17 protein-coding genes are annotated in these 13,993 nt (G+C 61.6%); 13 read left to right on the top strand and 4 right to left on the bottom strand.

Going from position 1 to position 13,993, the window contains the following annotated elements; translation table 11 throughout:
- Positions 1-7 precede the first annotated feature (7 nt).
- The 3 genes from VJZ71_15235 to VJZ71_15245 are packed head-to-tail and all read right to left on the bottom strand — an operon-like array spanning position 8 to position 2,676.
- Complete coding sequence (locus VJZ71_15235; GenBank protein HKQ49423.1) at positions 8-1,258, bottom strand: hypothetical protein; 1,251 nt, start codon at positions 1,256-1,258, stop codon at positions 8-10.
- 56 nt (positions 1,259-1,314) lie between these two features.
- Entirely contained in the window at positions 1,315-1,698 is a 384-nt protein-coding gene (locus VJZ71_15240; GenBank protein HKQ49424.1) for a hypothetical protein, read from the bottom strand.
- Positions 1,699-1,758: 60 nt separating this feature from the next.
- Positions 1,759-2,676, bottom strand: a complete 918-nt coding sequence (locus tag VJZ71_15245; protein ID HKQ49425.1) for an SgcJ/EcaC family oxidoreductase — start codon at positions 2,674-2,676, stop codon at positions 1,759-1,761.
- 448 nt (positions 2,677-3,124) lie between these two features.
- Here VJZ71_15245 and VJZ71_15250 point away from each other — a divergent pair, with 448 nt between their 5' ends.
- The 11 genes from VJZ71_15250 (at position 3,125) to VJZ71_15300 (ending at position 10,642) form a co-directional block, all read left to right on the top strand.
- On the top strand, positions 3,125-3,496 hold the full coding sequence (locus VJZ71_15250; GenBank protein HKQ49426.1) for a metalloregulator ArsR/SmtB family transcription factor: 372 nt from the start codon (positions 3,125-3,127) through the stop codon (positions 3,494-3,496).
- Positions 3,493-4,338, top strand: coding sequence for an arsenite methyltransferase (gene arsM, locus VJZ71_15255; GenBank protein ID HKQ49427.1), 846 nt, complete (start codon positions 3,493-3,495; stop codon positions 4,336-4,338). Before VJZ71_15250 ends, arsM begins: the two co-directional genes overlap by 4 nt.
- A complete protein-coding gene (locus VJZ71_15260; GenBank protein HKQ49428.1) occupies positions 4,335-4,766 on the top strand; it encodes an arsenate reductase ArsC in 432 nt (143 codons plus the stop codon). Before arsM ends, VJZ71_15260 begins: the two co-directional genes overlap by 4 nt.
- An 86-nt stretch (positions 4,767-4,852) precedes the next feature.
- Positions 4,853-5,182 (top strand): metalloregulator ArsR/SmtB family transcription factor, encoded by a 330-nt coding sequence (locus tag VJZ71_15265; protein HKQ49429.1) that lies wholly within the window; start codon positions 4,853-4,855, stop codon positions 5,180-5,182.
- Positions 5,183-5,280: 98 nt separating this feature from the next.
- Positions 5,281-6,633, top strand: a complete 1,353-nt coding sequence (locus VJZ71_15270) for a permease (GenBank protein ID HKQ49430.1) — start codon at positions 5,281-5,283, stop codon at positions 6,631-6,633.
- Positions 6,630-6,881, top strand: a complete 252-nt coding sequence (locus tag VJZ71_15275) for a thioredoxin family protein (GenBank protein ID HKQ49431.1) — start codon at positions 6,630-6,632, stop codon at positions 6,879-6,881. Before VJZ71_15270 ends, VJZ71_15275 begins: the two co-directional genes overlap by 4 nt.
- A gap of 34 nt (positions 6,882-6,915) precedes the next feature.
- Positions 6,916-7,401: a nitrophenyl compound nitroreductase subunit ArsF family protein gene (locus tag VJZ71_15280; GenBank protein ID HKQ49432.1), complete on the top strand. Its 486-nt coding sequence runs from the start codon at positions 6,916-6,918 to the stop codon at positions 7,399-7,401.
- Complete coding sequence (locus tag VJZ71_15285; GenBank protein HKQ49433.1) at positions 7,398-8,090, top strand: aromatic aminobenezylarsenical efflux permease ArsG family transporter; 693 nt, start codon at positions 7,398-7,400, stop codon at positions 8,088-8,090. The genes VJZ71_15280 and VJZ71_15285 overlap by 4 nt, the downstream gene beginning before the upstream one ends.
- A gap of 75 nt (positions 8,091-8,165) precedes the next feature.
- On the top strand, positions 8,166-9,314 hold the full coding sequence (gene arsB / locus VJZ71_15290) for an ACR3 family arsenite efflux transporter (GenBank protein ID HKQ49434.1): 1,149 nt from the start codon (positions 8,166-8,168) through the stop codon (positions 9,312-9,314).
- A gap of 61 nt (positions 9,315-9,375) precedes the next feature.
- A complete protein-coding gene (locus VJZ71_15295; GenBank protein ID HKQ49435.1) occupies positions 9,376-9,972 on the top strand; it encodes a hypothetical protein in 597 nt (198 codons plus the stop codon).
- 424 nt (positions 9,973-10,396) lie between these two features.
- A complete protein-coding gene (locus VJZ71_15300) occupies positions 10,397-10,642 on the top strand; it encodes a hypothetical protein (protein HKQ49436.1) in 246 nt (81 codons plus the stop codon).
- Positions 10,643-10,817: 175 nt separating this feature from the next.
- On the opposite strand, the gene VJZ71_15305 is transcribed toward VJZ71_15300, so the two are convergent.
- Positions 10,818-11,540, bottom strand: a complete 723-nt coding sequence (locus VJZ71_15305; GenBank protein ID HKQ49437.1) for an aquaporin — start codon at positions 11,538-11,540, stop codon at positions 10,818-10,820.
- A 428-nt stretch (positions 11,541-11,968) separates the two neighbouring features.
- Here VJZ71_15305 and VJZ71_15310 point away from each other — a divergent pair, with 428 nt between their 5' ends.
- Together VJZ71_15310 and VJZ71_15315 are read left to right on the top strand one after the other, a co-directional pair.
- Positions 11,969-12,472: a Fur family transcriptional regulator gene (locus VJZ71_15310; GenBank protein HKQ49438.1), complete on the top strand. Its 504-nt coding sequence runs from the start codon at positions 11,969-11,971 to the stop codon at positions 12,470-12,472.
- 73 nt (positions 12,473-12,545) lie between these two features.
- The gene (locus VJZ71_15315) at positions 12,546-13,937 is read left to right on the top strand and encodes a cytochrome B6 (protein ID HKQ49439.1); all 1,392 of its coding nucleotides are present in this window, start codon (positions 12,546-12,548) and stop codon (positions 13,935-13,937) included.
- Positions 13,938-13,993: the final 56 nt, after the last annotated feature.

The raw sequence follows: 13,993 nt of genomic DNA on the forward strand, positions 1-13,993 counted from the left end.
ACCCTGTCTACGGCGAGGGGGGTGTCGCCGACTGCCCCTCCTTTGGTTTTTCCATCCGTACCAAGAAGCGCTCCTCGCTCTTGTCCTTGCCGAAGTGGATCATGGCCGGCGCGTTGTCCTGGGTCAGGTTGAAAATACCTGTTTCCATGACGACGTCGTTGTTGTCAGCCGTTTTCCAGGCGGCGCGCTTCGACGCCTTATCCACTGAGCCGGTGATCGGCACGGTCTTGTCGTTGACCGAGTCGTAACAGGTGCCGGCGATGTAGCCGTCTTTGCTCACTGCGAGCTGGAGGTAATACCGGGGCGTGGCGCTGTCGTCCTTCGCGCGCCCGACGGCGAAGACGCCCAGGGCCATCCAGTTGTCCATGAACTCCTGCATGGCCGCGTCCTGGTCCGGCGTCTCGGTCGCCGGATCCTCCGGCATGGGGGGTGGCGGCGGAACCTCGACATTGGCGTATTGAATGGCCTGAGTCGCATACTCGTCCTCGGAAGCCAGCGGCTTGCCATCCATATAAACCGTGCTGTTGTCGACGTACACGTTATCGCCATAGTCGTAGTAAACGGGATCGTCGTCGTCGCCGCTCGTGGCGAGGCCGACGCACCAGCTCGTTAATGCGACTGCAGAGGTACCGACGCCCCACCAGAATCCCGGCGCGCAGCCGTGCCAGCCCCAGCAACTACCCCAACCGTGCCACGCATTCGAGGCGGCCCAGCCATGGGCGAAGCCGTGGCCATAACCGCCGCCCCACCAGCCGCCGGGGCGATTGGCAAAGCGGTTGAAATTGATGTTGTTGTTCGAGAAGTTCCGGATGTTATTGGCGCGGTTGCCGCGATAGTTGTTCCAGCCATTTCGATCGCCGCGGCCGGGACGGTTCGCAGGCAGTTGGGATGGACGGCCGCGATTTCCGATTCCGCCGCGGTCGCCGATTCCGCCGCGGTCGCCGATTCCGCCTCGATCGCCGATGCCACCGCGGTCGCCAATACCGCCACGATCGCCGATGCCGCCGCGGTCGCCGATTCCGCCTCGATCACCGATTCCGCCACGATCGCCGAGGCCGCCGCGACCGCCAATTCCATCGCGACCACCAATGTCACCGCGACCGCCACCGGGACGATTCGACGGAAGCTGCGAGGGTCGGTTGCCGCCGCCGGGCCCGAGCAAGCTGCCGCCGCCACCGGGACGATTACCCGCCCCTGCGCCCATGCCGCGACTGGGCAGTTGTGATGGCCGTGCGCCGCCGCCGCCCTGGGTGGGCATGCCGAGGAAATTACCTAGATCGCCGGACGAGGGACGGCCGCCGCCTGGACGATTGCCTATACCACCCGAACCACCTGGACGGTTGTAGCCACTACCGCCACCCGGGCGGTTCGCGGGCCGTTGGGATGGTCGGGCGCCGCCGCTACCGCCGGGTCGGCTGTACGAAGGTGATCTGCCGCCGCCACCGCCGCCGGGCCGGCTGTACGAAGGTGATCGGCTGCCTCCGCCGCCCCCGCTGGGACGGCTGAAAGAAGGTGATCGGCCGCCGTACGAAGGGCGTTGTGAAGGCCGAGCGGACGATCGAGGGGCAGAACGCGAACCGCCGCCGCCGGATCGGCTGAACGAAGGCGAGCGGCCGCCGCCGCGAGACATGCTGCGTCCGCCGCCGCCGCCGCCACGCCTTCCGCCGCCACGACCTCCGCCACCGCGACCTCGTGCATCCGCGGAATCCGCCATGACTAATAGGAACGCCAGTACTAAGGCAAATATCAGGCGTTTCATTACTTGGTCCCTCCGGTAGCCGCTTGCGCGTCGGTGGCTCGGACCATCTTGATGTCATCGATGTCGGGGAGCATCTCTCCATCGACGTCGCGGTTGGTCGACGACCATGTGTAGCTGTGGTCGTCAATGGGGTGGAGGATGTTCACGGCGGATGCGCGACCGCCGTCGGCAAGGGTACCCTTGGCTGAGATGATCCACTCGTCGCCACGTTTGCTCCAGGTGTTCTGGCCGACCCCACCGTCGGAGTCGAATACCCAGGAACGAACGATGCGGTCGGCGGCATCCCAGCCGATGACCTCGGTGACCTCCAACGCCGAACGGCCCTCTTCTGTCATGACGAACGAGCGGATCAAAAAGCGGCGATTGGGATCCCACTTGCAAATGCAGCTAAGGTCCACGTCGGCTTCGCTGTCCTTCCAGTCGCCGAGCAGCCACGCGAGTTCATCGAGTGGGCCGGCGCTCGTCGAACCTTCGGCGGTGACGTCGGGGCCGACGCTGGTCATCAGCCATTTGCCGTCCGGCTGTTTGGCGTGGATCGCGCGATAGGCAACAATCGAGGGTTCACCCGTCTTCGCTGTGAGCGTCGCGGTGCCAATCTCGATGGCGCGACCCTTGGTAAAGCGGATCGACTTGATGTCGATGGACATCTTCGTGCCGGGGTCTTCGGCGAACCCTGCCGCGAGCACTTTGCGGATCTCGTCGCTGCCGGCGATGACCGGTCCCTCGCCTTCGTCGAAAGTGGCGTCCTTAGTGAATTGCGCGACGAGCGTGTCGACGTCGCCACGGCTGTAAGCCTCGGCGTACTTTGCGGCGGATTCGCGGATCGCCTTCTCATCTTCCGGATTTGCCGATTGCGCCGGCGCCGCCAAGAGCAATACAAAGGTCGTCGTGAACAGCATCTGTGGGATGGGAATCATGTTTGGTCTCCTATTGGGCCGGTATGACCCGGAAGTACGGTCGAGAACTGTTTGTTGAGAAAGGGTTATCCGCGCGGCAGCAGCGTGTGCGGGGAAAATCGCATCCCAGGAAAGCCCCTGGCGGGTTTCACCATCGGGAAGCGTAATGATTCTCCCCTCTTCCATAAGAATTCGGCGTCGAATGAACAACGCCTCCACCTGGGATGGTTTGGGATCTTAGACCTTCCCAACTCCGAACGCAAGGAACCGCATTCACGTGCCGCAGTAAGCCAGAGTCCGTTCACATCGCGTGCCCGGTGCGCTGGATAGCGACCTTCCCCATCGTTTTACGACAGTTTCCAAACTGTTGCTGCACTGTTGCATTCGCGTGGGATTCTCGGTGAATGATGTCGTAGTACTAATCTTGACGAAGTCCGCCCTCCTGCTCTATACTTGCATAACGATGCAAATGAAAAAGAAGCAACGCGGCCGTCCCGCCGCCCGTGAATGTTGTGCCGATGTAGCGGCTGTCGCCGAGCCCCGTCTGTTCAAAGCGTTGTGCGATCCCAACCGCATCGCCCTTCTGGCGCGGCTCGCACAGTGCGGTCGGCCCTGCACGGTTGGCGAGATTTCCTGCTGCTGCCCGGTCGACCTGTCGGTCGTCTCGCGGCATCTGGCCATTCTGCGGGATGCGGGCGTGCTGGATTCGCACAAGAAGGGAAAAGAGGTCTTTTACGCCGTACGATTCAATCCCATCGCCGCGACGCTTCGGTCCATTGCTGACGCCATCGAGGCGTGTCGCCCGCGTGCAAGGACTCGTTCAAAGAAAGGAAGGAAATGAATACACCCACTGACATTCGTGAGACCGTCTCCAAGACTTATGCCAAAGCCGTGACATCGGGCGGCGGTTGCTGCGGCGGCTCTCCGTGCAGCGGCACGGTGCAGAAAGGCGTTTTGGCCAAGACCGCCGGTTATGACGCTGCGTCGCTGGCGGGATTGCCCGCCGATGCGGTCGCCAACTCATTTGGCTGCGGCAATCCGCTGGCCTTCAGCGATGTGCAGCCGGGCGAAGTCGTTCTCGATCTCGGCAGCGGGGCGGGCATCGATCTGATCATCGCGGCGAAAAAAGTCGGGCCGAACGGCCGCGTGATCGGCGTGGATATGACGGACGAGATGATCGCGCGGGCGCGTACAAATATTGCAACCGCCGGTCACGCGAACATCGAAATCCGCAAGGGCTATATCGAGGAGCTGCCCGTGGAGGGGGGCAGCGTCGACTGGGTGATTTCCAACTGCGTCATCAACTTGTCGCCGGACAAGCCGCGCGTCTTTCGCGAGATTGCGCGGGCGCTCAAGCCGGGTGGGCGGATGCGGGTGAGCGACATAGTGGCCGAGGATTTGCCCTCCGCAATTCGAGAGAACGCCGCCTTGTACTCAAGCTGCGTCGCCGGAGCCATCAGCGAGGAGAGTTACCTGGCGGGGCTGCGCGCGGCCGGGCTCGTGGAGGTGGAGGTTCTGGAGCGGCAGGTTTACGGAGCGGAGCAGCTCACGGCGCTGGTCGATTCCGAATTGCGGCTTGATGCCGACATCGTCGCACTGGCACGGCAGGTCGAGGGCCGAGTATGGAGCGCAATTGTCGTCGCCCGGAGACCCGGCGGTGCGTCGTGCAGGAGTGTATCCTGATGGACAAGAAGCGCGTCATCATCCTCTGCACGGGCAACTCCTGCCGTTCGCAGATGGCCGAGGCATTTTGGCAGAAGCTCGGCGGCGATCGCTGGGAGGTGGTCAGCGCCGGCACCAAGCCGTCCGGCAGCGTGTCCAAGCTGGCAACCGCAGTGATGGCGGAAAAGGGGATCGACCTCAGCGGCCAGCAGAGTAAATCGGTCGATCCGTACGTGGGTCAGCGGTTCGACCTGGTGATAACGGTCTGCGGGGACGCCGAGCAAGAGTGCCCGACATTCCCGGGGGGGCGGAAACACATCCACCACGGCTTTGACGACCCGCCGAAGACACCAGGGACGGACGAGGACCGCCTGCGCGTCTGTCGGCGCGTACGGGATGAAATTGAAGCGAAAGTGAAGGAGTGGATCGCCTTGGAAGGCCGCTCCTGAGGGCAAAAGACAGCGGATCGACCCAAGAAACGGTCGCAAGAATGGCTTGACCGGCGTCCCACATATGGTATAATTACCATAGAGCCATGAAGACGCGCCCCCGATATTCCCGTCAGCGTTACGAAGCCCGGGCCCGGATCGCCAAGGCCCTGGCCCATCCCAGTCGACTGATGATCCTGGAAGCCCTCGAAGCCCGTGAGATGTGCGTTTGCGAACTGACCGATCTAGTCGAGGTGGACCAATCCACGGTCTCCAAGCACCTTGCCATCCTTAAACAGGCGGGACTCGTGGATGACCGCAAGGAGGGCGTCATGGCCTTCTATCGCGTCAAAGTGTGCTGCCTGGGCGGCTTTTGGAAATGCATCGAGACAGTCCTCTCCGAGAATCTCAAGACTCAACAAGCGGTTTTGCGATGAAAAACGACACGATCTTCATCTTATTTGCTCAATTCATGGCTATATAGCCATATTGGCATATATATTGCCAGGAAACACTCCCGCAAGGAGTGACTGCAATGAAATCCAAGCAGATCAAGATCTTCGCGGCGTTCTTAGCCATTTTTCTCACCGCGTACTTCCTCCCGTTGGCCAACCCCAGGGTCGAGACCGCCGTCATCGAAGCGTTCAAGCTGCTCCAGTGGTATGCGCGGAATCACACCCTCGCCTGCGTGGTCCCCGCGCTCTTCATTGCGGGCGGCATTATCACGTTTCTCTCGCAGGCGTCGGTCATGCGCTACCTGGGGCCGACGTCGAACAAACTCGCGGCTTACACGGTCGCGTCCGTTGCCGGCGTCGTGCTGGCGGTCTGTTCGTGCAGCGTTTTGCCGATGTTCGCCGGTATTTATCAACTCGGCGCGGGGCTCGGACCGGCTTCCGCGTTTCTCTACTCCGGCCCGGCGATCAACATCCTGGCGATTTTTCTGACCGCCCGCGTGCTGGGTTTTGACATCGGTTTGTGGCGGGCCGTCGGCGCGATCGGCTTTGCCTTTATCGTCGGCCTCGGCATGGCGGCGATTTTTCGAAAGAGCGAACGCCGAAAAGCCGAAGCGGCGGCGCTGTTGCCTGATCTGCCATCGGACGGCCGACGCGGATGGCAGAGTGCGTTGCTTCTCTTGGCCATGGTCGGCTTCCTCGTCTTCTCCGACTGGTTCAACCCCGGCGATGCCCTTGTGAAGCGCGCCGATGGCAAGGAGGTTCGCGGCGTCGTTCTTCAAGAGATGCGCGACGAGGTCATGATCCAGGTCCAGGAGTCCACCGGCACGCTTCGCGCAGGCGACCGACTAACGCTGCCAAAGTCGGAGATCGCCGCCGTGGTCGAGGCGAAGTCGTGGGTCATGGACGTGTATCACATTCGCTGGCTGCTCGCGGGCCTTTGTGGGCTGAGCGTTGCGGCGATGACGTGGCGGTGGGTGCAGCGCGACGAGTTCAAACTGTGGATGCACAACACGTGGGACTTTGCCAAGCTGCTGGTTCCGCTGCTCTTTGGCGGCGTGTTCGTTGTCGGGTTCATTTCCGCGCTGCTTCCCGACAAACAAATCGGACAGCTCGTCGGTGATAACGGGTTACGCTCAAACTTGGTCGCATCCGTTGTCGGCGCTCTCTTCTACTTCGCGACACTGACGGAAGTGCCCATCGTTCAGGCGCTCATGGAGCATGGCATGGCGAAGGGGCCTGCGCTGGCGCTCTTGCTCGCCGGACCGGCACTGTCGCTGCCGAATATGCTGGTCCTGGTCAAGGTCATGGGTGCGAAAAAGACGGCGGCGTTCAGCCTGATCATTGTGGTGGTTGCCACGGCAGTCGGGATGATCTACGGCGCCACACAAGATGGCGCAGGGAACACAATAGCGAGCATTGGAGAACGGCCATGAAAATTGAAATCCTCGGAACCGGTTGTGCGAAGTGCAATATGCTGGAGGCCGCCGCCAAATCGGCCGCCAACAAGCTCGGCATCGCCTACGAAATTGAGCACATCAAGGACATTAATGAGTTCATCAAGCGCGGGATCATGATGACCCCGGCATTGGTTGTCGATGGCCAAGTTAAAGTAAGTGGCGTCGTCCCCAGTGAGACGGAACTGACACAGATGTTGTCCAATGTCGGACCTACCGTGCGGTAGACCTGCGCGAGGGCGTGCATGAAGAGGAATGGCCATGAAGCAAATCGGAACCGTCGTATTGCTGTTGTTCGTCGCAACGAGCGTTGTTTTTCTGGCGATCAAAGAAAGCCGCAATGACCCGAGCCCGGTGGAACCGCAGGCCGCGGCCAATACGCCGGCTACCCCTGCGCCGGAGGCCGGGCATGTCATCGCGGTGTACTACTTCCACGGCGATTTCCGCTGCAAGAAATGCCTCGCCATGGAGGCGTACACGCGGGAGGCCGTCCAGAAGATGCTGGCCGATCAAATCCGCGGTGGAACGGTCCAGTGGCGAGTCGCCAACTTCGACCAGAAGGAAAACGAGCATTTCGTTCAGGATTACGCCCTAACCGCCAGCGCCGTCGTGCTGGTCGAGATGGAAGGGTCCAAGGCCCGTCGGTGGAAGAATCTGGACAAGATCTGGGACCTCGTCGGCGATGAGGCATCGTTTAAAGAGTACATCGTGGCGGAAACACGCGGCATGTTGGAGCGCGGTTCATGAGCGGAGAGTTCCTCATCGCGATCGGCACCGCCGCTTGGCTTGGGATCCTGACCTCGATCAGCCCCTGTCCGTTGGCCACGAACGTTGCGGCCGTCTCGTTCATCGCCCGGCGGGTCGAAAAACCGCGGGCCGCTCTGGCGACCGGGTTGCTTTACGCCGTGGGGCGAAGTGCGGTTTATGTCGTGCTGGGGGCGCTGCTGGTCGCCAGCGTCCTGGCCGCCCCATCCGTTTCTCATTGGCTGCAAAAGTACATGAACAAGATTCTGGGCCCGCTCTTGATTCTCGTCGGGATGATCTTGTTGGATTGGATACACTTTCGCATCGGCGATGGGCGGCTGGGACAGCGCGTCGGCGAGCGCGTTCGGAACTGGGGCGTATGGGCGGGGCTGGCACTGGGTGTTGTATTTGCGATGTCGTTCTGCCCGTCGTCAGCCGCACTCTTTTTTGGAAGCCTGGTCCCGCTGTCGGTGCGGGCCGAGTCTCCACTCATGCTGCCGGCGGTCTACGGCGTCAGTACGGCCTTGCCGGTCATCGTCTTCGCGGTTTTGATCGCATTCAGCGCCCGGGCCGTGGGCCGCGCCTTCGAGCGCGTCGCCATCTTTGAAGGCTGGGCACGGCGGATCACCGGGGCGATCTTCGTGCTGATCGGCATCTATTTTTCACTGCGGTTTATCTTCGGTGTGGTTTGACGGTACGAATCGCGGGCGTATTCTACGATTCATCGGTCCAAGAAACTCCGTAGGGCAATTGGTGTAATTGTTTCCATGATGGGCGAAAAAGAAATCCGACGTCTTAATGTCTTTGAGCGCTACCTCACCCTCTGGGTTGGCCTTTGCATGGTCGTCGGTGTCGCCTTGGGCAAACTCCTGCCCGGATTGATCGATGCGCTTCGTCGTTTGGAATTTGGCGGCGGCAGCCAGATCAATATCCCCATCGCCGTGCTGATCTGGCTCATGATCTACCCGATGATGCTGAAAGTGGACTTCGCGTCCGTGCTCGGCGTGGGCAAGCGGCCCAAGGGCCTCATCATCACCTGCTTTGTGAACTGGCTCGTCAAGCCGTTCTCCATGGCGCTCATCGGCTATGTCTTTTTCAAACACCTGTTCCTTCCGTGGATCGGCGCGGAACTGGCCGATCAATACATCGCCGGCGTCATCATCCTCGCCGCCGCACCGTGCACCGCGATGGTCTTTGTCTGGAGCTACCTGACACGAGGAGATGCGGCGTACACGCTCGTGCAGGTTTCGGTCAACGATCTGCTGATGCTGGTCCTCTTCGCCCCGATTGTCACTATTCTGATCAGCGGGGCGTCGGCGCTGACCGTGCCGTTCATGGTGCTGGTCTATGCCGTGATCTGCTTCATCGTCATCCCGCTGGCGGCGGGAGTGGTTACTCGGATGGTGCTGATCCGCAGGCAAGGGGCGTCGTGGTTTGAGAATTCGTTCCTGCCGCGATTCCACCCGATCGCCGTGCTGTCGCTACTGGCAACGCTGGTGCTGATCTTCGCCTTTCAGGCGGACAACATCACAGGCCGATCATTCCACGTCCTGTTGATCGCGGTCCCTATCACGATCCAGGTCTTTTTCAACTCGTCGCTGGTGTACGGACTAATGAAGCTCTTCCACGTGCCGCACAGCGTTGCCGCGCCGGGCGCGCTGATTGGCGCAAGCAATTTCTTCGAGTTGGCGGTCGCTACCGCAATCGCGTTGTACGGCCCGGAATCCGGCGCGGCCCTGGCGACCGTTGTAGGGGTGCTCGTCGAAGTGCCGGTCATGCTCAGCGTCTGTGCATTTTGCAACCGTACGCGGGGCTGGTTTGATGCCGCGAGTCCCGAAGAGTGTCCCGAACCCACCCCCGGGTGCTGTACGAACTGGCAATCTTATCAGTCGGATGCCCGCCCGGCTGGTGTTTAGCGTTAGGAGACGAGGGGGCGCCCGTTTTGGTACAATGTCACCCGGGGAGTGAACCTGCTCCATGATCCTACGCACCATTCTATCCATCGCGATGCTCGTGCCTGCCCTGCCAACAGAGGCGGATTGCGGCGAATGCCCCTTCACGTCCGTCGAAGAGTGCCGAGTGTGGTTGGACGCATGCTGCGGCGCGGGGAACGACGTGGAGACGATTTGCGGATTTGCCTGCATTGAGACTACGGGCGACGAAAACGAGGCATGCGCTGGCGTGAGTTGTACGGAAGGGGACCGAAGCGAGTGCTCTTCGAACGAATCGTGCTGCTCCGCGGAGCCGTATGAGCCCGGCGTGGCGGGATGTGAATCGTTGTGTTCAAGCGAAGACCCGCCGATCGGCGAGGCCGCCGAGCCTTCTGCAAGCGACGATGAGCCCGTCTGTCTTTGGTGCGTGTGTTGCCCGATGGGGCGTCCGCGACCGCCGGAGCCGCAATCCGCGCCGATCACGCAACGTGCGTCGCCGGAAAAAGAGAAGGCGAGCAACGACTCGGGTTCGCGGCGCGTCGAGCCGCCGGCCATGTCGACCTTGCTGCTCGCTTTCGCCCGCCTAAACCATTTCGTTCCCCCCGATTCTCGCCAGGCGATGCTGTGCGTCTGGCGGAATTGATTCTTTCACCGGCATTGCCGGAATTCACATTCATGTAGTTTTGCGATCGATCGCGCGCGGCGTAGATGGCCGTGCCGTGTGGGCGGCCGCGCCGGCGCGCAAATCTCAATCAAGCCTTAACTCTGAAAGGAGTTTTCATGTTGAATCGATATTTGCTTTGTCTCTGTTGTTCAGGACTGATGCTTGGCCTTGCGGCGCCCGCCTCGGCGGCGGTCGCGTCGTTGGGCGATGGTGATTCGGCCGCCGAATGTCGGGAGGTCGACAATTCGACGTGCCGTTCGTCATGTCAATCGTCAGGTGAGTCCACGTGCCGCCCGAAGGCGGTGTCGTGCGCTTCTGGCTGTGAAGACGCATGCGAACGCTCGTGCCGCGAGGCCATTCGCACGGCCTGCGGCGATTCGTGCGATGAGGAGTGCATTGATCGGTGCGCTCGCGCATGCGCCAGGGAGTGCGCGCGACGGTGCGCCGAGAAATGCTCATCGCCTTGCGAGGAGAGGTGCGGCGGGAATCGCTCCGCCGTCTCTCGGGAGGCCTGCGGCCCGCGCGACTGCCCGGCGAGGGGCCGATGCGATCGGGAATGCTCGATTCGCATCGTCTGCGGCGCGTCGTGTGGCGCGGCCCGTGCTTGCTCGCCCGCCGGGCAAGCGCGATGCGCTTCGGCATGCGATGATTCGCAGCGATGCAGCAGCCGGAGGTCCTGCTCCGACAAGCAATGTGAATCGTCTGCGAAGGCGTGTTGCCGGTAACAAACCGGTAGAACGCTAGTCGTTCGAGAAAACCGCGGCCGGGTTCGGTCTCGACACGAGCCGAATCCGGCCGAAATTCTTGACGATATGCATCGCGCACTACCGCTTCTTCTTTTCCGCGATGAAGCCCTCGTAGAGAACGGCCGCGAACACTGCCCCGATGATCGGGCCGATCCAATAGACCTGTTGCTGGGCCCAGAAGTTCGAGAAGTTGCCGGAGACGAATGCGACGATGCCCGGGCCGAACGTCCGCGCGGGGTTCATGGAGGCCCCGGTCAACGGCCCGCCGACGAGGATATCCGCCGCTATCGTCAGGCCGATTCCAAAGCCGCCGATCTTCGGGGCGCGGGGGTCGACCGCCGTATAGAAGACCGCGGTGAGCAGCAGAAACGTCAAACACGCCTCAATCACAATAGCCTTGACCGTCGTGACCGGATCGCCGTAGGTCGGTGTGCCCAAGTTGCAGACGGCGACCGCGCTTTTGCCGTCCGCCGTCATCATGCCTTTGAAAATCGCCAATACTAGCATCCCGGCGATCGTCGCACCGACGAGTTGCGCAAGAATGTAAGCGATCGCGTTCGGCAGATTGATCCGCCTCGTGGCCAGCATCGCGACCGTCACGGCCGGGTTCACATGTCCGCCGGAGATGTTCATCGTCGCCGACACCGCGACGGAGAGCGCAATGCCGTGTGCGATGGCGACCCCAAGTAGACCCTCGTAACCCGCCCCTTTCAATGTCGCGAGGCAGATAGAGCCAGCCCCGAGGAAGCAAAGAATAAAGGTCCCGACGGCTTCGGCAGTAAGTTTTTTCAAGTCCGGCATGGCTCATGTCCTCATGTTGGGCATCATTCGCGGGTGCGGGCGGATTGGCCCTGGACTTCGCTCAAGAGAGCCGAGTTCGGCCACCGACCCATTAATCCGATGCGAATACACCGAAATCGTTGAGCGGAAGTATGGCTGGGTAGTGTTTCGTGTCAAGCCCCCCTTTGTAGTGCCTTTCGAATTGCCCCAACCGCTGGGCGCGTCCCGATCGATTTCGGGTGGTGTATCCTGTCGGGTTGGAATTGAATCAGGAAGATCGTCCGCCATTCACCGTTTTCTCCGTCGTTCGTGACCCCCTGTAACATCCGACCAGGCTCGCGGCCCGTGACGCCTCAAACCCCGGAAGCATAAATAGTTGCGAGCCTCAAAGGGATGGGGGGAATCCCAACTTGACGGGCGCTCCGCGATGCTAATAATTACCAACTGATATGTCATCGCATTCTCTCGATCGGCGGGGTCGGCTGGAGGCTTTCGAGCGGCTTTGCCGCGAGCGCGGGGTACCGCTGACGGTCCAGCGGCGCGTGATTTACGAGGCCGTGCTCGATCATGCGGACCATCCCACGGCGGATGACATCTACAAAGAGGTGCGCGGCCGGTTGCACGGCGTTTCGCGGACCACCGTATATCGCGTCCTTGAAACGCTTGTCCGCCTGGGGGTTATTGGGAAACCGCCGTCTCCCGGCTGGGCGACGCGGTACGACAAGAGCATGGATCGGCACCATCACCTGGTCTGCGTGCGCTGCGAGCGGACAGTGGATTTTGACGACGCGGCGCTGAACCGGGTGCGATTGCCGGATACGCGACGAATGGGTTTCACCATCGCCGACTATTCGATTCATTTCATGGGAGTTTGTCAGGCGTGTCGCCGGTCGGCGGCGCACCGCAGACCGCGCAGCGCGGCGCGGTCGCGCGGACGGCGAAAAGCGCGGTGAAGGCAGCGCGCCGCGGGGCGCGCGCGAGTTGGTTGGACTAGTTGAAAGGAATGGCAACATGAACAGACACACAATGTTGGGACGAATTGGGCGAATCGGTGTTATTGCAACGGGCCTCGGACTCGCGATAGGTGTCGCGGTTTGGGCGGAGGAAAAGAAACCGTCGAGCTTTTCGCCGGTCAAGATCGAGGAGAGCTTCAAGAGCATCCGCGAGCGGATGGAAGCGGCCAAGCCGGGCATCGCGGACAAGCACAAGGCGCTGCTGGAGGAGCGCTACGACTTGGCGGATCGTCCTGCGGCGGGAGTGACGATGACCAACGGCAAGGCCGTGCAGGGCGGCGTGCGGGTGAAGCTCTCCGACGGCATGACGTGGGAGCAGCTCGGGGACCTGAAGGCTGAAGACATCAAGGGCAAAGGGCTGTACCCCAAGGGCTTTCTGCCGCTGCCGCATCCGAACCATCCGGAGGGCGGGATGCTCTTTCCCAAACACCATATCGACGAGGTCAAGCGCCAGGAGAATCGCGACCTGACGCGGTTCGATCTGGACTTCGACTTTCCCGAGCATGTCCTGCCGGAGTTTCCGCCGCCGATCTTCCTGACGACACGCCCGGATTTGGGCGACGTGTCGAAGGGCCAGCTCGTCACCATCATGAACTTCTACGAGCTGTTCAACGGCGTCCTCAACCCCAAGCAGATCGAGGGCTTTCGCCTGCTCGTCACGCCCTTTCCGCAGCAGCAGTTCAACCAGACCGAAGACCGGCGGACGGTCGAGCCGAGCCGCGGCGTGGCGTGCTTTGATTGTCATATCAACGGTCATACGAACTCCGCGACGCACCTGGTCGGCGACATTCGGCCGCAGGAGATTCGCCACCGCATCGAGACGCCTTCGCTTCGCGGCGTGAACATTCAGCGGCTTTTCGGCTCGCAGCGGGCCCTCAAGAGCGTCGAGGACTTCACGGAGTTCGAGCAGCGGGCGGCGTACTTCGACGGCGACCCGGTCATTGCCACGAAGAAGGGCGTGAACATCCTGGAGCGCGGCAGCCAAGTCCATTTCATGGCGGAGGTTCAGGAACTGTTCGATTTTCCGCCGGCGCCGAAGCTGAACGTGCTGGGCCGGCTCGATCCGAGCAAGGCCAGCGAACAGGAACTACGCGGCGAGGCGCTCTTCTTCGGGAAGGCACAGTGCGCGGTTTGCCACCCGGCCCCCTACTACACGGACAACCTGATGCATAACCTGCGGACCGATCGCTTCTTTGAAACGCAGGAATATCTTGGCGTCAAGGCGATCAGCGACGGCGCGATCAAGACGTTTCCGCTGCGGGGCATCAAGGATTCGCCGACGTATCTGCATGACGGGCGGCTCATCACGCTGGACGACACTGTGGAGTTCTTCAACCTCGTGCTGGAATTGAAGTTGACCACCGAAGAGAAGAAGGACCTGGTGGCGTTCATGTATGCCCTTTAGCCACGATGAACCACGCTCGCAGGCCACGCTGACACGCACACGGCGGTAAGCCCGCG

This window comes from Phycisphaerae bacterium (assembly GCA_035275405.1).
Lineage (GTDB): Bacteria > Planctomycetota > Phycisphaerae > UBA1845 > UTPLA1 > DATEMU01.

Bases quoted from the DNA above. Each gene is read 5' to 3' on its own strand.
- VJZ71_15315 (HKQ49439.1), top strand. From the start codon at position 12,546: ATGTTGGGACGAATTGGGCGAATCGGTGTTATTGCAACGGGCCTCGGA.
- arsB (HKQ49434.1), top strand. From the start codon at position 8,166: ATGATGGGCGAAAAAGAAATCCGACGTCTTAATGTCTTTGAGCGCTAC.
- arsM (HKQ49427.1), top strand. From the start codon at position 3,493: ATGAATACACCCACTGACATTCGTGAGACCGTCTCCAAGACTTATGCC.
- VJZ71_15235 (HKQ49423.1), bottom strand. From the start codon at position 1,258: ATGCCCACCCAGGGCGGCGGCGGCGCACGGCCATCACAACTGCCCAGT.
- VJZ71_15275 (HKQ49431.1), top strand. From the start codon at position 6,630: ATGAAAATTGAAATCCTCGGAACCGGTTGTGCGAAGTGCAATATGCTG.
- VJZ71_15280 (HKQ49432.1), top strand. From the start codon at position 6,916: ATGAAGCAAATCGGAACCGTCGTATTGCTGTTGTTCGTCGCAACGAGC.
- VJZ71_15295 (HKQ49435.1), top strand. From the start codon at position 9,376: ATGATCCTACGCACCATTCTATCCATCGCGATGCTCGTGCCTGCCCTG.
- VJZ71_15305 (HKQ49437.1), bottom strand. From the start codon at position 11,540: ATGCCGGACTTGAAAAAACTTACTGCCGAAGCCGTCGGGACCTTTATT.
- VJZ71_15285 (HKQ49433.1), top strand. From the start codon at position 7,398: ATGAGCGGAGAGTTCCTCATCGCGATCGGCACCGCCGCTTGGCTTGGG.
- VJZ71_15240 (HKQ49424.1), bottom strand. From the start codon at position 1,698: ATGCACGAGGTCGCGGTGGCGGAGGTCGTGGCGGCGGAAGGCGTGGCG.
- VJZ71_15250 (HKQ49426.1), top strand. From the start codon at position 3,125: ATGAAAAAGAAGCAACGCGGCCGTCCCGCCGCCCGTGAATGTTGTGCC.
- VJZ71_15310 (HKQ49438.1), top strand. From the start codon at position 11,969: ATGTCATCGCATTCTCTCGATCGGCGGGGTCGGCTGGAGGCTTTCGAG.
- VJZ71_15245 (HKQ49425.1), bottom strand. From the start codon at position 2,676: ATGATTCCCATCCCACAGATGCTGTTCACGACGACCTTTGTATTGCTC.
- VJZ71_15270 (HKQ49430.1), top strand. From the start codon at position 5,281: ATGAAATCCAAGCAGATCAAGATCTTCGCGGCGTTCTTAGCCATTTTT.
- VJZ71_15265 (HKQ49429.1), top strand. From the start codon at position 4,853: ATGAAGACGCGCCCCCGATATTCCCGTCAGCGTTACGAAGCCCGGGCC.